The 18,385-nt window shown below is 61.6% G+C and carries 18 protein-coding genes; 6 read left to right on the forward strand and 12 right to left on the reverse strand.

Features of this window, described 5'->3' with window-relative positions:
- Window positions 1-208 precede the first annotated feature (208 nt).
- From dedD to QMM04_RS13185, 8 genes are all read right to left on the reverse strand, one after another.
- Window positions 209-958 carry a cell division protein DedD gene (dedD, locus tag QMM04_RS13150; protein ID WP_058769894.1) on the reverse strand — a complete coding sequence of 250 codons (750 nt, stop codon included), beginning with the start codon at window positions 956-958 and terminating at the stop codon, window positions 209-211.
- Complete coding sequence (gene folC, locus QMM04_RS13155; RefSeq protein ID WP_282996321.1) at window positions 948-2,216, reverse strand: bifunctional tetrahydrofolate synthase/dihydrofolate synthase; 1,269 nt, start codon at window positions 2,214-2,216, stop codon at window positions 948-950. Before folC ends, dedD begins: the two co-directional genes overlap by 11 nt.
- Window positions 2,217-2,288: 72 nt before the next feature.
- Window positions 2,289-3,197 (reverse strand): acetyl-CoA carboxylase, carboxyltransferase subunit beta, encoded by a 909-nt coding sequence (accD, locus tag QMM04_RS13160; protein ID WP_282996322.1) that lies wholly within the window; start codon window positions 3,195-3,197, stop codon window positions 2,289-2,291.
- A 132-nt stretch (window positions 3,198-3,329) separates the two neighbouring features.
- Window positions 3,330-3,992, reverse strand: coding sequence for a DedA family protein (locus QMM04_RS13165; RefSeq protein WP_010617492.1), 663 nt, complete (start codon window positions 3,990-3,992; stop codon window positions 3,330-3,332).
- A 27-nt stretch (window positions 3,993-4,019) separates the two neighbouring features.
- Window positions 4,020-4,832: a tRNA pseudouridine(38-40) synthase TruA gene (truA, locus tag QMM04_RS13170; protein ID WP_125309518.1), complete on the reverse strand. Its 813-nt coding sequence runs from the start codon at window positions 4,830-4,832 to the stop codon at window positions 4,020-4,022.
- Complete coding sequence (locus QMM04_RS13175; RefSeq protein ID WP_058775824.1) at window positions 4,832-5,842, reverse strand: aspartate-semialdehyde dehydrogenase; 1,011 nt, start codon at window positions 5,840-5,842, stop codon at window positions 4,832-4,834. The genes truA and QMM04_RS13175 overlap by 1 nt, the downstream gene beginning before the upstream one ends.
- Window positions 5,843-5,919: 77 nt before the next feature.
- Window positions 5,920-7,056 carry a 4-phosphoerythronate dehydrogenase PdxB gene (gene pdxB, locus QMM04_RS13180; protein WP_282996323.1) on the reverse strand — a complete coding sequence of 379 codons (1,137 nt, stop codon included), beginning with the start codon at window positions 7,054-7,056 and terminating at the stop codon, window positions 5,920-5,922.
- A 57-nt stretch (window positions 7,057-7,113) separates the two neighbouring features.
- Window positions 7,114-7,893 carry a helix-turn-helix transcriptional regulator gene (locus QMM04_RS13185; RefSeq protein WP_021509174.1) on the reverse strand — a complete coding sequence of 260 codons (780 nt, stop codon included), beginning with the start codon at window positions 7,891-7,893 and terminating at the stop codon, window positions 7,114-7,116.
- A gap of 95 nt (window positions 7,894-7,988) precedes the next feature.
- Between QMM04_RS13185 and QMM04_RS13190 the strand changes: the two genes are divergently transcribed.
- On the forward strand, window positions 7,989-8,894 hold the full coding sequence (locus QMM04_RS13190) for an EamA family transporter (RefSeq protein ID WP_104188560.1): 906 nt from the start codon (window positions 7,989-7,991) through the stop codon (window positions 8,892-8,894).
- Here QMM04_RS13190 and QMM04_RS13195 read toward each other — a convergent pair.
- Together QMM04_RS13195 and tctD are read right to left on the reverse strand one after the other, a co-directional pair.
- A complete protein-coding gene (locus QMM04_RS13195) occupies window positions 8,881-10,257 on the reverse strand; it encodes a sensor histidine kinase (protein ID WP_058769889.1) in 1,377 nt (458 codons plus the stop codon). The two genes, QMM04_RS13190 and QMM04_RS13195, sit on opposite strands and share 14 nt — an antisense overlap.
- Window positions 10,248-10,919 (reverse strand): transcriptional regulator TctD, encoded by a 672-nt coding sequence (tctD, locus tag QMM04_RS13200; RefSeq protein WP_104188561.1) that lies wholly within the window; start codon window positions 10,917-10,919, stop codon window positions 10,248-10,250. Before tctD ends, QMM04_RS13195 begins: the two co-directional genes overlap by 10 nt.
- A 120-nt stretch (window positions 10,920-11,039) precedes the next feature.
- On the opposite strand from tctD, the gene QMM04_RS13205 reads away from it, so the two are divergent.
- The 4 genes from QMM04_RS13205 (at window position 11,040) to flk (ending at window position 15,131) form a co-directional block, all read left to right on the forward strand.
- Window positions 11,040-12,017 (forward strand): tripartite tricarboxylate transporter substrate binding protein, encoded by a 978-nt coding sequence (locus QMM04_RS13205; protein ID WP_058769888.1) that lies wholly within the window; start codon window positions 11,040-11,042, stop codon window positions 12,015-12,017.
- Between the two features lie 11 nt (window positions 12,018-12,028).
- Window positions 12,029-12,460, forward strand: coding sequence for a tripartite tricarboxylate transporter TctB family protein (locus QMM04_RS13210; RefSeq protein ID WP_058769887.1), 432 nt, complete (start codon window positions 12,029-12,031; stop codon window positions 12,458-12,460).
- A gap of 12 nt (window positions 12,461-12,472) precedes the next feature.
- Window positions 12,473-13,981: a tripartite tricarboxylate transporter permease gene (locus tag QMM04_RS13215; RefSeq protein ID WP_282996324.1), complete on the forward strand. Its 1,509-nt coding sequence runs from the start codon at window positions 12,473-12,475 to the stop codon at window positions 13,979-13,981.
- Window positions 13,982-14,099: 118 nt separating this feature from the next.
- Window positions 14,100-15,131, forward strand: a complete 1,032-nt coding sequence (gene flk / locus QMM04_RS13220; protein ID WP_021509167.1) for a flagella biosynthesis regulator Flk — start codon at window positions 14,100-14,102, stop codon at window positions 15,129-15,131.
- Window positions 15,132-15,145: 14 nt separating this feature from the next.
- On the opposite strand, the gene QMM04_RS13225 is transcribed toward flk, so the two are convergent.
- Window positions 15,146-15,589, reverse strand: coding sequence for a rhodanese-like domain-containing protein (locus QMM04_RS13225; RefSeq protein ID WP_058769886.1), 444 nt, complete (start codon window positions 15,587-15,589; stop codon window positions 15,146-15,148).
- Between the two features lie 86 nt (window positions 15,590-15,675).
- Between QMM04_RS13225 and QMM04_RS13230 the strand changes: the two genes are divergently transcribed.
- Window positions 15,676-17,094 (forward strand): PLP-dependent aminotransferase family protein, encoded by a 1,419-nt coding sequence (locus tag QMM04_RS13230; protein WP_282996325.1) that lies wholly within the window; start codon window positions 15,676-15,678, stop codon window positions 17,092-17,094.
- Window positions 17,095-17,156: 62 nt separating this feature from the next.
- On the opposite strand, the gene fabB is transcribed toward QMM04_RS13230, so the two are convergent.
- On the reverse strand, window positions 17,157-18,377 hold the full coding sequence (gene fabB / locus QMM04_RS13235; protein ID WP_021509164.1) for a beta-ketoacyl-ACP synthase I: 1,221 nt from the start codon (window positions 18,375-18,377) through the stop codon (window positions 17,157-17,159).
- Window positions 18,378-18,385 lie beyond the last annotated feature (8 nt).

Genomic DNA, 18,385 nt, shown 5'->3' on the forward strand with positions numbered 1-18,385 from the left:
CGGGGCGCATTCTAACAGAAAAAGAAAACGTTTGCGTAGGGTTTTCCGGTTCTGTCCCGAGAAAAAGGGCGATGAAAAAAACTTTCCTCGCCCTTGTTGATATCAGCCATTTAACCTGCTGATATTCCATAAATTTTCAGTAACGCTTCGCTAAAAAATACGCCAAAAGCCGCGCCTGTTTCTGATATCGGCGCGGCTTATCAGATGATCAGCGTGTGCTGTACGGCTTCACAACGCCGCCGAGGCCGGAGATGCCTTTCAGCTCGCCGAGGGCACCCTGCAGTTTCGCTTTGGACGCATCCGGCCCGACGTAAATGCGGGTGATCTGCCCCTGCACCGGCGTCGACGGCACGGTAAAGGCGCGATAGCCGGAGAGCCGCAGCTGTGCCACGATCTCATTCACTTTGGCGGCGTTCTTCAGCGCGCCGAGCTGTACCACATACGCCTGTCCTGCTGGCGCGGCCGGTTCGCTCTGCTTCGGCGTTTCCGCCGCTTTAGGCTGCTCTGTAGTTTTTGGCTGTTCTGTCGCTTTCGGTTGTTCTGCCGGCTTCGGTTTCGGCTGCTCCACCGGTTTAGGCTTGGGCTGCTCGACCGGCTTCGGCTTCACCTGCTCTGCCGGTTTCTGCTGCTGGTGCACCGGCGGCGGCGTCACGACGCTGGGCTGGCTGTTTTGCGCTGGCTGCGTGCTGCCGCTGGCGGCACTGCTCTGCGTTGCGCTGCTGGCGGGCGCCTGCTGCGCCGCGCTCGCACCTTCCGGCGGCTGCGACGGCAGCGGCTGCGTCACTGGCGGCACCATTTCGCTGTCCTGCTGATCGTCAGGCTTTGGCACCAGCGGAATCGCCGCGAACTCCTCTTTATAATGCTTTTTCTTACCGTCCAGCAGACCCGGCAACACGATGACGCCAATCGCCACCAGAATCACCGTGCCCACTAAACGATTCTGAAACTTACTTGCCACTGCCGTTCTCCGCTGCCATCGATTGCATTACCTGCGCCACGGTGTGGAACGAGCCGCACACCAGAATCACATCGTCGGGCTGAGCCTGCTGCCGCGCCGCCTGCCACGCGGCTTCAACGCTCTGCCAGGCGCTGCCGCCCTGCAGATGCGCCATCAGCTCATCAGCGGACGCGCCGCGCGGGCCGTCGAGCGGCGCGCAGTACCAGCGGTTAACCTGCGGTGCCAGCGCGGCCAGCGTCCCGGCGATATCCTTGTCGTGCAGCATGCCAACCACCGCATGCACCGTGCCGTGTACCGGCAGCTCAGCGAGACGTGAAGCCAGATAATAAGCCGCATGCGGATTGTGTGCCACATCAAGGATCACGCGCGGCGCGGTGCTGACCGTCTGGAAACGTCCCGGCAGAATCGCCAGCGGCAGATGCTGACGAATCAGCGTCTCGCTCACCGTCAGGCCGGAAGCGCGCAGCGCCGCAATGGCGGTGGCCGCATTGGGGAGCGGCACCTGGGGCAGCGGCAGATCGCGCAGTTCACCCTGGGCATCCTGCAGCGTCCAAGTGTCGCCCTCGCGCTGCCACTGCCAGTCGCGGTTAATTTGTAACAGCTGCGCACCCTTCTCCGCGGCCACCTGGGCAATGGTGTCGGGCATATCGGCCTCGCCGACCACCGCCGGTTTACCGCCGCGGAATACGCCGGCCTTCTCGCGGCCGATGCTGGCGCGATCCGGCCCCAGCCAGTCGGTGTGGTCCAGCGCAATGCTGGTGATCACCGCCACGTCGGCGTCGACAATGTTTGTCGCATCCAGCCGGCCACCCAGCCCCACTTCCAGAATCACGACATCCAGCTGCGCTTCACGGAACAGATTGAGCGCGGACAGCGTGCCAAACTCAAAGTAGGTGAGCGAAATATCGCCGCGTCCGGCCTCAATGGCGGCAAAGCTGGCGCTGTGCCGGGCTTCATCCAGCTCAGCGCCCTGCACGCGCACGCGTTCGGTGTAACGCACCAGATGCGGCGAGCTGTAGACGCCAACGCGATAGCCTGCGGCCATCAGCAGGGTTTCCAGCGTACGGCAGGTAGTGCCTTTGCCGTTGGTGCCGGCGACGGTGAAGACAAACGGAGCGGGTTTTAGCAGGTCGAGGCGTGCGGCGACGCGCTGAATACGGTCCAGGCCCAGATCGATAGCCTGAGAATGCAGATGCTCAAGATAATGAAGCCACGTGGCCAGAGGCGACGTGGCTTGCGGGAGGTGAAGAGTGTCCATGTGCCCTGTTAGCTCTTTACGATGTGGTGCATGAATAAAAAGGCGCATCACTCTGCGCCTTTCGGTTGCCTGTCAGGCTTCGTTGCTCTCCGGCTCAGCCGCAGTCGGGCGATCACCATCCTGCAGCGGTGCCGGCAGGTTCATCATTTTCGCCAGCAGGCTGGCCAGCTTAAAGCGCATTTCCGGACGACGGATGATCATGTCGATCGCGCCTTTTTCGATCAGGAACTCACTGCGCTGGAAGCCCGGTGGCAGTTTTTCACGCACGGTCTGTTCGATAACGCGTGGACCGGCAAAGCCAATCAGCGCTTTCGGTTCAGCGACGTTCAAATCGCCCAGCATCGCGAAGCTGGCAGACACACCGCCCATGGTTGGGTCAGTCAGCACGGAGATGTACGGCAAGCCGCGCTCCTGCATTTTCGCCAAGGCTGCGCTGGTTTTCGCCATCTGCATCAGCGACTGCAACGCTTCCTGCATACGCGCACCGCCACTGGCTGAGAAGCAAATCAGTGGGCAGTTATCTTCCAGTGCTTGTTCAACGCCACGCACAAAGCGCGCGCCAACCACAGAACCCATCGAGCCGCCCATAAAGGAGAACTCGAAAGCCACAGCCACCACCGGCATACCATGCAGTGTACCTTTCATGGTGATCAGTGCATCTTTTTCACCGGTATCTTTCTGCGCGGCAACCAGACGATCTTTGTACTTCTTAGAATCGCGGAACTTCAGCAGATCCTTCGGTTCCAGCTCGCTGCCTAACTCAACCAGAGAACCTTCGTCCAGCATGCTGTGCAGACGCTCACGGGCGTGCATACGCATGTGGTGGTCGCACTTCGGGCAGACCTCAAGGTTACGCTCCAGCTCGGCGCGGTACAGCACCTGACCGCAGCTATCGCATTTGGTCCAGACCCCTTCCGGGATACTGGCTTTGCGCGTTGGCGTGGTGGTGCTTTTATTCAGTATGCGTTCAATCCAGCTCATTGATGACCTTTCTGTTTAATGCTGACCTGGTCCAGTCTTCTTGTGACTGCTGAAATCACCTTCAGCAGGCCGTAAATGTCGCTCATTAAACCACAACCCGTTCACGCTGTGGATAAAAATCTGGTAACAGGCTTACTGCGACTTGTGCTGACGCGCCTGGCGGCGGTGACGCCACACTTCAATCACGCCTGGCAGTACCGAGACAATGATGATGCCGACAATCAGCAACTTAAGGTTTTCCTGCACCACCGGCAGGTCACCAAACAGGTAACCGGCATAGGAGAATAGCAGGACCCACAGCAGCGCGCCTGTCACGTTAAAGAGCGCGAAGTGGCGATAAGACATGTGTCCCATTCCCGCCACAAAGGGGGCAAAGGTTCGCACGATTGGCACAAAGCGCGCAAGTATAATGGTTTTGCCGCCGTGGCGATCGTAAAACGCGTGGGTTTTGTCGAGGTAGCTGCGGCGGAAAATTTTCGAGTTCGGGTTACTGAACAGCTTTTCGCCAAACAGCCGGCCAATGGTGTAGTTAACCGCGTCGCCGAGGATCGCGGCAATCACCAGCAGCGTCACCATCAGGTGCACGTTGAGGTCGTTGCCCGGCAGCGCCGCCAGCGCACCGGCGACGAACAGCAGCGAATCACCCGGCAGGAACGGCGTAACCACCAGCCCGGTTTCACAGAACAGAATCAGGAACAAAATAGCGTAAATCCAGATGCCGTACTGCGCCACCAGCTCGGCCAGATGCACGTCAATGTGCAGAATGAAATCGACGATAAAGTGGATAAACTCCATAACAGCTAACTCCCTGACACTTTCCGATTAAAATGAATCCGCGAGGAACAACGGTCCCAGCGCAGGCTGAGGTAACGCAAACTGAGCAGGGTAATCCACCGCCACCAGATACAGCCCTTCGGCTTTCGCCGTTGCCGCCGCCAGCGTGCGATCTTTTGCTGCCAGCAGCGTGGCCATCCACGTTTCCGGCTGATTGCCGCAGCCAATCTCCAGCAGACTGCCGACGATATTGCGCACCATGTGATGCACAAAGGCGTTGGCTTTGATATCCACAATCACGTACGGCCCCAGGCGCGTGACGTTGAGATGCATCACGTTGCGCCACGGCGTGCGCGACTGGCACTGCACCGCACGGAACGAAGTAAAATCGTTCTCGCCCAGTAAAGCCTGGGCGGCGCGGTGCATCTTTTCCGCATCCAGCGGATGATAAAAATGGGTAATGCCGTTGCCGAGAATCGCCGGGCGCAGCCGCTGGTTGTAAATCACGTAGCGATAACGGCGCGCGGTGGCGCTGAAGCGCGCGTGAAAGCTTTCCGGCACCGCTTTCACCCAGCGCACCGCAATATCGTCCGGCAGGTTGGCGTTCACGCCCAGCGTCCAGGCGCTGTCGGCACGCGAGGAGGTGGTCTCAAAATGCACCACCTGGCCGGTGCCGTGCACGCCCGCGTCGGTGCGTCCGGCGCAGAACACGCTCACCGGGTGATTGGCCACTTTCGCCAGCGCTTTTTCCAGCTTTTCCTGCACGCTGCGTACTTCATTCTGGCGCTGCCAGCCGTAGTAACGGCTACCGTCATACTCAATGCCGAGCGCCAGCTTAAACGGGGTCGCGTCTTCCAGCATTAATACAGATACTCCTGCACCAGCTTCTCTGCGGTTTTCACCGCCATCAGCGCGCCGCCGAAGCGGATGTTGTCGGCCACCGACCAGAACTGCAGCAGCTCCGGGATACCGTAGTCGTTGCGCACGCTGCCAATGCTCAGTGCTTCACTGCCGGAGGCGTCGCTGACCGGCGTCGGGTAATCACCGTCGTCGCTCAGGCTGATATCGTCGGCGCGCGCCAGTTCGTCACGCGCTTCCTCCGCCGACAGCGGCCGCAGGTTTTCGATATAGACGATCTGCGCGTTGCCGTAGAACACCGGCGCCTGCACGCTGCTTACCGCAATCGGTAATCCTTCGTCCTGCAGCACTTTACGCACCTGATCGACCAGCCGGCGCTCGCTCGCCACGCTGCCGGCACTGTCCGCCTGCTGCGGCAGCAGGTTGAACGCCAGCTGGCGGCCAAAATAGTGCTCATCGGCCGGTACGCCGTTCAGCAGCCGCGCGCTCTCACCGGCCAGTCCATCAACTGCTGCTTTACCGTGGCTGGAGACCGACACCAGATTGGTCACCTGCAGACGGCCTAAACCGGCGGTATCCACCAGCGGTTTGATGGCGCTTAACAGCTGGCTCACCAGCGCATCGGCCACGGTAATGATGTTGCGATTGCGGTAATCCGCCAGCACCTGTGGATTGACATCCGGCACCACCAGCGGCACGTCCGGCTCCAGCGCGAACAGGTCGCTGCTGTCGATTACCAGGCAACCCTGGCTGGCGGCTTCTTCGGCATAACGCGCCGACGCCTCGCGACCGGCGGTAAAGAACGCCAGCTGCGCCTGCGACCAGTCAAATTCCGCCGCGTCCTGCACGCGCAGCGAGCGGCCGTCAAAGCGCACGCTTTCGCCGGCGCTGTTTTCACTCGCCAGCAGATACAACTCACCAACCGGGAACTGGCGTTCCGCCAGCAGTTCCAGTACAGCGTTCCCTACTGCGCCTGTCGCGCCCAGTAGCGCAATATTCCAGCCGTCAGACATGTTGGTTTACTCCAGACAATGACATAAAAAAGAGAGGCGATGACATGCATCGCCCATTAATTCAGAAAAATCAGAGATTAGTGATTCGCCTGCAGCGTGGCGCTGAAGCCAAGCTGATTGAGCAGCGCCGCGCTCTCCGCCTCATCACAGATCACCTGCAGCGAAGACCACTCGCGGCGCTCGACATACTGCTTGCGCAGGCGATCAAATTCGCCCGGCTGCGCGGCCACTTTGCGCAGCGGCGCATCGTCGCGGCGCACATCATACACCAGATGCACCAGGCGTTTCAGCGTCGGCTGATCGAGCTTGCCGTGCAGCGTAAGGGTGCCAAACTCGGGGCGCGGCAGCAGCGTGTCCAGCGCCACCTGCTGCGGCTGACCAATAAATTCGCTCCACGCCTCAAACACCTGGGTGGTGCCGCGCGCTTTCCCTTCAAGGGTATAACCGGCGATATGCGCGGTAGCGATATCGACCTTGTCCAGCAGATCGAGGTTGAGATCCGGCTCCGGTTCCCACACGTCCAGCACCACGCTGAGATCGTTACGCAACCGGAGCACCTCCAGCAGCGCGGCGTTATCCACCACCGGACCCCGGCAGGCATTGATCAGGATGGTGTTGGGGCGCAGCGCCATCAGCAGTGCAGCATCGGCCAGATGCCAGCTTTTGTAGCGGCCGTCTTTAAACAGCGGCGTATGAAAGGTCAGGATATCGGCCTGTGCCACCAGCGTGTCGAGCGAGTGGAAATCTTCGTCATCGCCGCGATCGGCGCGCGGCGGATCGCACAGCAGGGTTTTTACTCCCCACGCGGCGAGGCGTTTGGCCAGCCGTCCGCCCACGTTACCGACGCCGACGATGCCCACGGTGCGATCGCGCAGATCAAAGCCGTCGCGTTCGGCCAGCAGCAGCAGCGCGGAGAACACATATTCCACCACCGCAATCGCGTTACAGCCCGGCGCGGCCGAGAAGCCGATACCGGCCGCCGCCAGCGAGGCATCATCGACATGATCGGTGCCGGCAGTGGCGGTGCCGACAAACTTCACCGGCGTGCCGGCCAGCAGCGCGGCATCCACTTTGGTGACGGAGCGCACCATCAGCGCGCTGGCATCCTGCAGTTCGGCTGCCGGCAGCGGGCGGCCCGGCACCGCCACCACCTCTCCGGTGCGGCTGAACAGTTCACGGGCGTAGGGCATATTTTCATCGACGAGAATTTTCACGGCGGCGGTCCTGTCTGCTTGAAATAAACGGGGCATATCATGGCACAAAGCCGGGGATTAACCTAACCGACTGCGATAGCGATCCGGCGTGGTGCCGGCCTGCTGCTGAAACATCACGATCAGCGCGGAGGCGGAACTGTAACCCAGCTCGTGGGCGATGCCCTGCACGCTGCAGCCCTGCTCCAGCAGCGCAATCGCGCGCAAAAAGCGTAAACGCTGGCGCCACTCGCTGAATGACATCTGCAGCTGCTGCTGACAGCGCCGCGCCAGCGTACGCTCGGTGGTAAACACGCGCTTCGCCCATTGTGCCAGCGTGGTGTTATCACCCGGGTTCTCTTCCAGCGCGCGCAGAATCGGTGCGAGGAATTTATCGTCGGACATCGGCAGATAGCTGGTGTTCACCGGTGCAAGACGCAGCCGATCAATCAGCACTTCGCACAGCCGCCAGTCGGCGTCGCTCTGCGGCTGCTCCAGCGCGCGGCGGGCAAAATCATTCATGATGGCGTGCACGATGGCGTCCACGCTCAGCAGGCAGGCTTTCTCCGGCATGCCGGCGCATAAATCCGCGGCAAGGTTGAAGGTGCGAAACTGCGCCTGACAGTGGTTGTAGCTGCTGTGGCGCTGGCCCGGCGGGATCCAGATCGGCATTTCGGCCGGCGTCAGCAGCCGCTCGCCCTCCACTTCCATCTCCAGCACGTGGCTGGTGACGAATATCGCCTGGCCCCAGTCGTGCTGGTGCGGCAGGTATTCAGTTTTGGCGTTGGTTTGCTCATAGCGCATGAAAAAACGCAGCAGCGGCGCGTCGCGCGGTGGCTGATACTCAACCTGAAGATTCATTCTGTCCGGTCACTAACGAATTTTGTCCGATTTTAACTATCTGCTTTAAACCGGTCAAACGTAAGCTAGTCGCGATTTACATTTGGAGCCGTACTATGAACTTATTGTTACCGCTGGTGGCGGTGCTGATCTGGTCGATCAACACCATCGTCAGCAAGCTGTCTGCCGGCAGCATCGATCCTGCTGCCATCTCTTTTTACCGCTGGTTGCTGGCGCTGCTGGTACTCACGCCGTTCTGCCTGCCGGGCGTATGGCGCCATCGTCACACCATCAAAACCCAGCTGTGGCGCTTGCTGGTGCTGGGCCTGCTCGGCATGGTGCTGTACCAGAGCCTCGCCTATTATGCGGCACACAGCGTTTCGGCGGTGATGATGGGGATTCTCGGCGCCACCATTCCGCTGCTGACCATCCTGCTCAGCCTGGTGGTACTGCGCCTTGCGCCGACGCGCGGCATTCTGATTGGCGGCCTGTTGTCGTTTGCCGGGCTGGTGTGGCTGGTGAGCGCCGGCAACCCGGCACAGCTGCTGAGTCAGCGCCTCGGCAACGGCGAGCTGATGATGCTGGCGGCCTCAACCTCCTACGCGCTGTATGGCGTACTGACGAAGCGCTGGGCAATCCCGCTGCCAACGTGGCAAAGCCTGTATGTGCAAATCTTCTTCGGCGTGCTGTTGCTGCTGCCCGGCTTCTGGCACGCGCCGGAGGTGGCGCTGAACGCCGACAATATTCCGCTGGTGCTGTTCGCCGGGCTGTTTGCCTCGATTGTGGCGCCGTTCCTGTGGATCCTTGGCGTGCAGCGCCTCGGCGCCAGCACCACCAGTATTTTCATGAATGTAGTGCCGGTGTTTACCGCCCTTATTGCCGTGCTGTTCCTGCACGAACAGTTGCATGCTTACCACTGGATTGGCGGCGGTCTGACGCTGGTCGGGGTGATCCTGGCGCAGCGGCTGAAAACTCCGCTGCGTAAAGCGCGCGCGATGGCTCCGCCGATCAGCGAAAGCTAACCGTCACCCGCAGTCCGCCCAGCTGCGGGCTGCGGTCCAGCTGCAGCTGCGCGCCGTGCCAGGCACAGATATCCTGCACCAGCGCCAGTCCAATGCCCGCGCCGGGCTGGCTGGCGTGATCGAGCCGGCCAAACGGCTGCAGCGCCTGCCGCTGCTGATCCGCCGCGATGCCCGGCCCGCTGTCTTCAATCTCCAGCACCTTTTGCCGCAGCCGCGCGGTCACCGTGCCGCCGTGTGGCGTGTATTTGATGGCGTTGTCCAGCAGATTGGCGCACAGCTCGGCCAGCAACAGCGCATCGCCCTGCACCTGGCTCGCCGCCTGCTCTTCAAACCCCAGGTCGATCTGTTTACGCCGCGCCGCCGCATAACCGCTAAAACAGGCCTGCTGCACGATGTCGCTCAGGTTAACCTCACTGAAAGGCTTGTCTTCGCCATGGCGCGCCTTGATTTGCGCCAGCTGCAGCAGGCGATCGGTGAGCTGAACGGTGTCGTCCAGCGTGTGGCGCATGCCCTGCAGGCTTTCGCGCCACTGCTGCGGGTCGTCGCTGCTGAGCGCGACGCCGACCTGGGTTTTCAGGATGGTGAGCGGCGTGCGCAGCTGGTGCGACACATCTGCGCTAAAGCGCTCCTGCCGCGCCAGCAGCCCGCGCAGCCGCTCCAGATGGCGGTTGAAGGCGACGATCAGCGGCTGCAGTTCGGACCACGGCAGCAGCGACGGCAGCGGCGTCAGTTCGCCCGGCGCACGGCGCAGCATCATGCGCGACAGCCGGCGCAGCGGGCGCAGCACTTTCCGCAGCAGCAGCCCGGCCAGCAGCAGCGTGATCAGCACCAGAAAACTCTGGCTGATCAGCGCGGTGCGCAGCAGACTGTCGGCAAAGGCGTGGCGTGAGTTAAGCGTTTCCGCCACCAGCACCAGCGCCATGCCCTGCACGCCTTCCTCGTTCACCGGCTGCCACAGCGCGGCCACGCGAATCGGCTGCTTGCGGTAGTGCGCATCGTAGAAATGCACCAGCGCCGGATAGACATCGGACAGCGGCGCGTTGCCCGGCACCAGCGGTAAATCAGGGTAGCCGGACAGCGTGTGCCCTTCAGGCGAAATCACCTGGTAGAACAGCTGGTCGTTCATGTTGCGCTCAAAGCTGTCCAGCACCACCCACGGCACATCCACCTCCAGCCGCTGATGACGTACCACCAGCCGCTCGGCCACGGTGCGCGCCGAGGCCAGCAGCGAGCGATCGTAAGCCTGATTTGCCGCCTGCAGCGCGCTCTGATAGTGGGTGTAGACCGACAATCCCCACAGCAGCAGCAGCGGCACCCCCAGCCATGCCAGCAATTCGCCGCGCAGCGAGTGAATCAGTCGCACGGCTGAACCTCGAGGCTGTAGCCGAGGCCGCGCAGCGTGACGATCGCCACGTCGCTGCCCGCCAGCTTTTTGCGTACCCGATGCACATACAGCTCAATGCTCTCCGGGCTGGCCTCATCCGCCAGCGTGAAGGTCTGCTCGTACAGATGCTGGCGCGAAACCGGCCGTCCCGGACGCTGCATTAGCGTCGACAGCACGCTGGCCTCGCGCGGCGTCAGCGGCAGCGGTTTGTGATTCAGCAGGAAATAGCCTTCCGCATCGCGCTCCAGCTGGCCAAGGCTTTGCGTCTGCGTTGCCTGCCCCTGACTGCGGCGCAACAGCGCGCGCAGCCGCGCGTCCAGCTCGTCCAGCTCAAACGGTTTAGTGAGGTAATCATCGGCGCCGGCATTCAGTCCCTGCACGCGCTGCTGCAGCGCGCTCTGTGCGGTGAGCAGCAGCACCGGCACGTGTTGCCCGCGCTTGCGCAGGCGCGCCAGCACCGCAAGGCCATCCAGCCGCGGCAGCGACACATCCAGCACCACCAGCGCATAGTCTTCGCTTTGCAGCACATGGTCCGCCGCCACCCCGTCGGCCACCCAGTCCACGGCGAAGCCTTTTTGCGTCAGCGCTTTCTGCAGCCAGTTGGCCAGCTCGACGGTATCTTCCACCAGTAAGAGACGCATATCACATCCTGTTAGTTTTGCCGATGGCTGAAAGGTAAATGAAAGGTTGCTGTTTTAACAATTCAGCAACCCCGAATGTTCGGTGGCAATCACACTCTGGAAGAAACAATGGAGCGACAGATGAAAAAAACAATGCGCACCGCCTTCGCCACGACCCTGCTGGCTTTTTCTCTTTCTGCGGCACAGGCTGCGGCACCCGAGCGGACCGAATGTATCGCCCCGGCCAAACCCGGCGGCGGTTTTGATCTGACCTGTAAACTGATCCAGGTTTCGCTGCAGGAAACCGGGCAGATCACCACGCCGATGCGCGTGACCTACATGCCGGGCGGCGTCGGTGCCGTGGCTTACAACGCCATCATTGCGCAGCGGCCCGCCGAAGCAGGCACGCTGGTGGCCTTCTCCGGCGGGTCGCTGCTGAACCTGTCGCAGGGCAAGTTTGGTCGTTACTCAGTGGATGACGTGAAGTGGCTGGCGGCGATTGGCACGGACTACGGCATGGTCGCCGTGCGCGCTGACGCGCCGTGGAAAACGCTGGGCGAGCTGCTGGAGGCGATGAAACAGGATCCGACCAAAGTGGTGGTCGGCGCCGGCGCGTCGATCGGCAGCCAGGACTGGATGAAAACCGCGCTGCTGGCGCGGGAAGCCGGTATCGATCCGCGCAAAATGCGCTATGTGGCGTTTGAAGGCGGCGGCGAACCGGTTACCGCGCTGCTCGGCAACCACATCCAGGTGGTATCAGGCGACATGAGTGAAATGGTGCCGCACCTGCAGGGCGGCAAGATGCGCGTGCTGGCGGTAATGAGCGATAAACGTCTGCCGGGTGAGCTGGCTGACATCCCGACCGCCAAAGAGCAGGGCTTCAACGTCGAGTGGCCGATTATTCGCGGCTATTACCTCGGCCCCAAAGTCAGCGATGCCGATTATCAGTGGTGGGAACAGACGTTTAAAAAACTGGTGACCACCAAAGAGTTTCAGCAGCAGCGCGATCTGCGCGGCCTGTTTGAGTTCAACCTGTTCGGTAGCGAGCTGGACGCCTACGTCAAGAAACAGGTGGCAGATTACCGTGAACAGGCGAAATCGTTCGGCCTGGCGAAATAACGGAGGCACAGATGAGCGATCGTATCTTTGCGGCGGTGTGGCTGGTGCTCTGCATCGTCGGGATGGTTATCGCCTGGCAGATTCAAAGCGAGTACAGCTACGAGCCGGTTGGTCCACGCCCTTTCCCGCTGCTGCTGCTCGGTCTGATGGCGATCTGCGCGGTGATGATGCTGCTGCGCAAGCCGGACGCCGTACAGTGGCCGGTGGCGGCAACGCTGAAAAAGCTGCTGGCGCTGTGCGTAATGCTGATGGTGTACGGCTGGCTGTTTGAGAAGCTGGGTTTTGCCCTGTGTACCACGCTGCTGACCTTCGGCATCGGCATGCTGTTTGGCGCACGCTGGTGGGCAGCCGTCCTCTCCGGTGTGGTAATGGGTGTGGCGCTGTTTTACGCCTTCGATCGTCTGCTGGACGTTACGCTGCCGGTCGGCAGCTGGTTCAGTTAACAGGAGTCAATTATGGATACCTGGTCTTTTCTGATGCAGGGTTTCGCCGTCGCCATGACGCCGGAAAACCTGATGATCGCCCTGATTGGCTGCTTTATCGGCACCATCGTCGGCCTGCTGCCGGGGCTTGGCCCGATTAACGGCGTCGCGATCCTGATGCCGCTGGCGTTTGCGCTGCACTTACCGGCGGAATCCGCGCTGATCCTGCTGGCAACGGTGTACATCGGCTGCGAATATGGCGGGCGCATCTCGTCGATTCTGCTTAACGTGCCGGGGGATGCCGGCGCGATCATGACCGCGCTGGATGGCTATCCGATGGCGCAGCAGGGCAAAGCCGGCGTGGCGCTGTCGATCTCGGCGGTCAGCTCATTCATCGGCTCAACCATCGCCATCATCGGCATCATTCTGTTTGCGCCAATCCTCGCCAACTGGTCGCTGGCGTTTGGTCCGGCAGAGTACTTCGCGCTGATGGTGTTCGCGATTGCCTGTCTCGGCAGCATGATGAGCCACAATCCGCTGAAGTCGTTCCTCGCTGCGCTGATTGGCCTCGGCATGGCGACGGTGGGCGTTGATGCCAACACCGGCGTCTATCGCTTTACCTTCGACAGCGTGCATCTCTCGGACGGCATTCAGTTTGTGGTGGTGGTCATCGGCCTGTTCTCGGTGAGCGAAATTCTGCTGATGCTGGAATCCACCAGCAGCGGCCAGAAAATGGTGCGCGCCAGCGGCCGCATGCTGTTCAACATGAAAGAAGCGGCGCAGGCTACCGGCGCAACGCTGCGCTCCTCGTTCATTGGCTTCTTTGTCGGCGTGCTGCCGGGTGCAGGCGCCACCATCGCCAGCGCCATTGCCTATATGAGTGAGAAGAAAATCAGCGGCAGCGATCAGTTTGGCAAGGGCGACATTCGCGGCGTGGCAGCGCCGGAAGCGGCGAACAACGCCTCAGCCTGCGGATCGTTTATCCCGATGCTGACGCTGGGCATTCCCGGCTCCGGCACCACGGCGGTGATGGTCGGCGCGCTGACGCTGTATAACATCACGCCCGGTCCGGCGATGTTTACCGAGCAGCCGGACATCGTCTGGGGGCTGATCGCCGCGCTGCTGATCGGTAACGTGATGCTGCTGATCATGAACATTCCGATGATCAACATCTTTGCGCGCATGCTGACCATTCCGCTGTGGTTCCTAGTACCGGCAATTGCCGCGATTTCGGCAGTGGGCGTGTATGCGGTGCACAGCACCACCTTTGACCTGCTGCTGATGGTCGGGCTGGGCATTTTCGGCTATATCCTGCGCAAGATGGATTTCCCGATGTCACCGCTGATTCTCGGCTTTGTACTGGGCGAAATGCTGGAGCAAAACCTACGCCGCGCGCTGTCAATCAGTAACGGCAACCTGCCAATTCTGTGGGAAAGCCTGATCTGTAAAGTGCTGCTGGTGCTGGCTGTCGCCGTGCTGATGGTGCCGCCGCTGTGGAAGCGCTGGCGTCGCAAGCGTATGAAGCTGGCCGCCGCCGAATAAATCCGTGTCTTATTGTTTTTCTCCCTGCCGCCCCCGTGGATTTCCCGGGGGCTTTTGCTATCATGTGCCATCGTTTTTCCGGCGCACCCGGATCTGACTCGTTTTCAAGGATTCCGCCATGCAACCTCTCAGCGGTCCCGGTGTGCCCGCGGGCGATCGTTCCTCTGTTAACCCGGCTAACGGCACCGGCCGCCCCGGCGCGGCACTGGGCGACCAGCCGCTCTCCCCGGCCCAGCGCACCACGCTGGAACGCCTGATCGTCCGTATCATGTCACTCAGCACGCTGAAAGCGCCCGAACTGTGGGCTGGCATACGCCATGAAGTGGGCGTGAAAAATGATGCCGAACTGCAGTCGCGCCACTTTCCGGCGGCGGAGCAGCATCTCAACAGCCGTCTGACGCAAGTGCAGAACAGCCACGCCACGCGTCAGCTGTTGCAGCAGCTGCTGGAAAAGCTGCCGCAGGGCAACAATCGTCAGGCGGTGAGCGACTTTATCCGTCAGCAGTTTAATCAGACGGTATTAAGCGCGCTGAGCCAGGATCAGCTGCGTCAGGTGCTGACCATGTTGCAGAACGGCCAGATGGCGATCCCGCAGCCACAGCAGACGCGCACCACCGATCGTACCCTGTTACCGGCCGAACAGCAGGCGCTCAACCAGCAGGTCACACGCCTTGCCGCCGCCACCGGGGAATCACCGGTAAAAGTGCTGGCCGACACGCTGAAACTGGTCAATCTGAAAAGCGGCGACCCGGTTCCCTCGCGCCACTTCCCACTGTTGACGCAGTTTTTACAGGTGCGCCAGACGCTGAGCCAGCACAGCGCGCCGACGCTGCAGCTGCTTGAAAGCTCGCTCAAGCAGCCGCTGAGCCACGACGAGCAGCGCATGCTGGAGGATTACAGCCTGCAGCGCTTCCAGGCCACGCCGCAGACGTTGCTGACGCCGGCACAAAGCCAGGATCTGCTGATGCTGCTGTTCAGCCGCCGCGCCGAGCGCAACAGCGAAACGCCGCTGGCCGACAGCGAGCTGCGTCCGCAGCCAATCTGGGCACCGTTTGTTGAAATTCTGCCGCGTCCACTGGCGCAGCGCCCGGCGCTGACGCTGGTGCTCGGCCTGGCGCTGTTCTTCTTTTTGCTCTGGCTGCTGCTGTAGTCAAGCCATCGCGCTCAGCAGCCGCACTCCGCCGCGGGTGCCGCGGCGGGCCACTCGCCTGCCGCCGCGCCCCACGCCATCGGGTGGCCGTCGCGCTTCCAGAAATCCAGCCCGCCAATCAGCTCTTTAACCTGAAACCCCAGCTCAGCCAGCTTTAGCGCCGCTTTGGTCGAACCGTTGCAGCCGATGCCGTCGCAGTAAGTCACATAGACGCGGTGACGATCGAGCCGCGCGGTGCTGGCTGCATCCATCTCGCGATGCGGCAACGACAGCGCACCGCAGATATGTCCGGCCTGATACGCGTCGCGGCTGCGGGCATCAATCACCACAATCTGCGTGACGCCCTGCGCCAAATCCGCCGCCAGATCCCAGGCATCGGTGTAATAGCTGAGTTTGTGCTGCAAATAAGCCACGCTGTGCTGCGGGCTGGCGGGCGGATAAAACAAAACGGCTGACATGGCATTCTCCTGTTGTGATGTCCCTGCAGTGTACGGCAAAGTGGTCTGCATCCTGATACCACATTGATCGGAACAATAAGACCATTATGCACCACGCCTTTTTGCCGCTGTTTCGCCATCAGACGCAGGGCGGCTTACGTCAGCGGCTGTGCGCTACGCTGCGCCAGGCCATTGTCAGCGGCCATTTGCGCTTCGGGCAGAAGCTGCCCTCCAGCCGCCAGCTGGCTGCCGATCTGGCGCTGTCACGCGTAACGGTCGAGGCCGCTTACAGCCAGCTGGAGAGCGAAGGCTACGTGCAGCGGCACAGCGGACGCGGCACCTTTGTCGCCATCGCCCTGCCGCCGCCGGCGGAAAAGGCCACGCAGCAACGCGCACCGCGCTTTTCGCGCCGCGGCACGCAGGTGCTGGCGACCGGTGGCTGCCAGGATCCCCCTTTTCCCCTTGCCTTTGCCGCCGGATCACCGGAACTGCGCGCGTTTCCGCACCGTCAGTGGCAGCGGCTGAGCCACAGCGTACAGCGCGCGCTGGGCAGTCAGGTGATGGGCTATGGCGATCCGCTCGGTTATGCGCCGCTGCGCCAGGCGGTGGCGGATTATCTGGCGCTGTCGCGCGGCGTGCGCTGTACGGCTGAGCAGGTCATCATGCTCACCAGTTCACAGCAGGCGCTGCAGCTGCTGGCGCTGATGTTTCTGGATGCAGAGGATGAAGTGTGGCTGGAGGAGCCGGGCTACCGTGGCGCGCGGAACGCCTTTCTCGCCGCCGGTGCCCGTTGCCGCGCCATGCCGCTGGACGATCAGGGCGCGCTACCACTCAGCGGCCGGGCGCAACTGGTGTATCTGACGCCCGGCCACCAGTATCCGACCGGCACCCCGATGAGCCTCGCACGGCGGCTGCAGTGGCTGGCGTGGGCGCGTCAGCACGACAGCTGGCTGATCGAGGATGACTACGACAGCGAGTTTCACTATGACGGCCGCCCGGCGCCGGCGCTGCAGGGCATGGAAGCCGATAGCCGGGTCATCAGCCTGGGGACTTTTTCCAAAACCCTGTTTCCATCGCTGCGGCTGGCGTGGATGGTGGTGCCCGCGGCGCTGGTGACGGCGCTGGGTCGCGCGCGCAGCGTACTGGACGGCCACAGCGCCCTGCTGCCGCAGGCGATCACCGCCGAATTTATCCAGCAAGGCTATTTCGCCAGCCACCTGCGGCTGATGCGTCAGCTCTATCATAGCCGGCGCGATCGGCTGCTGGCGCAGCTGGAACAGCATCTGCAGCCGTGGCTGCGGCCGCTGCCGGCAACAGGCGGGTTGCAATTGACGGTTGAGTTATTACAGGGAGATGAGGCGCGGCTCACGCAACAGGCGCAGGCCGACGGTCTGCTGCTGCCGCCGCTGTCACCCCTTTACGCCGGCGCATCGCCACAGCAGGGCTGGATACTCGGCTTTGCGGCGTTGACGCCCGGCGAAATTGACCGCGCCTGCGCGAAGCTGGTAAGGCTGCTGGCAACCTGAATCCATCAGCGACAAAAACAACAAAGGCCGGATTAACCGGCCTTTGAGCATTAGCGTAAGCGTTACGCCTGGTATTTACGCAGGGTCAGCGTGGCGTTGGTGCCACCGAAGCCGAAGCTATTGGACATCACCGTGGTCAGCGCTTTTTCGGTTGGCTGCGTCACAATGTTCATACCCTTCGCTGCGTCATCCAGCTGTTCCACGTTAATGCTTGGCGCGATGAAGCTGTGCTCCAGCATCAGCAGGGTGTAAATCGCTTCCTGCACGCCTGCCGCACCCAGCGAGTGACCGGTCATGGCTTTGGTCGCAGAGATGTATGGCGTGTTGTCGCCAAACACTTCGCGAATCGCGCCCAGCTCTTTCACGTCGCCGACCGGCGTTGACGTGCCGTGGGTGTTGAGGTAGTCGATTGGCGTATCCAGACCCTGCATCGCCATCTTCATGCAACGCACCGCGCCTTCGCCTGACGGAGCCACCATGTCAGCGCCGTCAGAGGTTGCGCCGTAGCCGACGATCTCAGCGTAGATGTGGGCACCACGCGCCAGCGCATGCTCCAGCTCTTCCACCACCACCATACCGCCGCCGCCGGCGATCACGAAACCGTCACGGCTGGCATCGTAAGTACGCGACGCTTTTTCCGGGGTTTCGTTGTATTTAGTCGAGAGCGCGCCCATGGCGTCGAACTCACAGGCCATTTCCCAGCTCAGCTCTTCGCCGCCGCCAGCAAATACCACATCCTGTTTGCCCAGCTGAATCTGCTCTACCGCGTTACCGATGCAGTGTGCCGAGGTGGCGCACGCCGAGCTGATGGAGTAGTTGACGCCGTGGATTTTGAACGGCGTGGCCAGGCAGGCAGAGACGCCGGACGCCATCGCTTTGGTCACTACATATGGGCCAACGCCTTTCAGACCGCGCGGGCCACGCATCGCGTCGGCACCGAACACCTGATAACGCGGGGAACCGCCACCGGAACCGGCAATCAGACCGACGCGCGGGTTGTTCTGGTACTGCTCATCCGTCAGGCCGGAATCTTTGATTGCTTCTGCCATCGACAGATAGGCATAGATTGAGGCATCACTCATGAAACGCACGATTTTGCGATCGATGAGCCCGTTAGTGTCCAGTTTGACGTTACCCCATACATGGCTGCGCATGCCGGCATCTTTCATCTCTTCGGAGAAAGTGATTCCGGAACGGCCTTCACGCAGGGAAGCCAGCACTTCCTGCTGGTTATTACCAATACTGGAAACGATACCCAGGCCAGTAATCACTGCACGTTTCATTCAATAGT

Origin of the sequence: Pantoea sp. Pa-EAmG, assembly GCF_030024295.1 — a bacterium.
Lineage (GTDB): Bacteria > Pseudomonadota > Gammaproteobacteria > Enterobacterales > Enterobacteriaceae > Pantoea > Pantoea dispersa.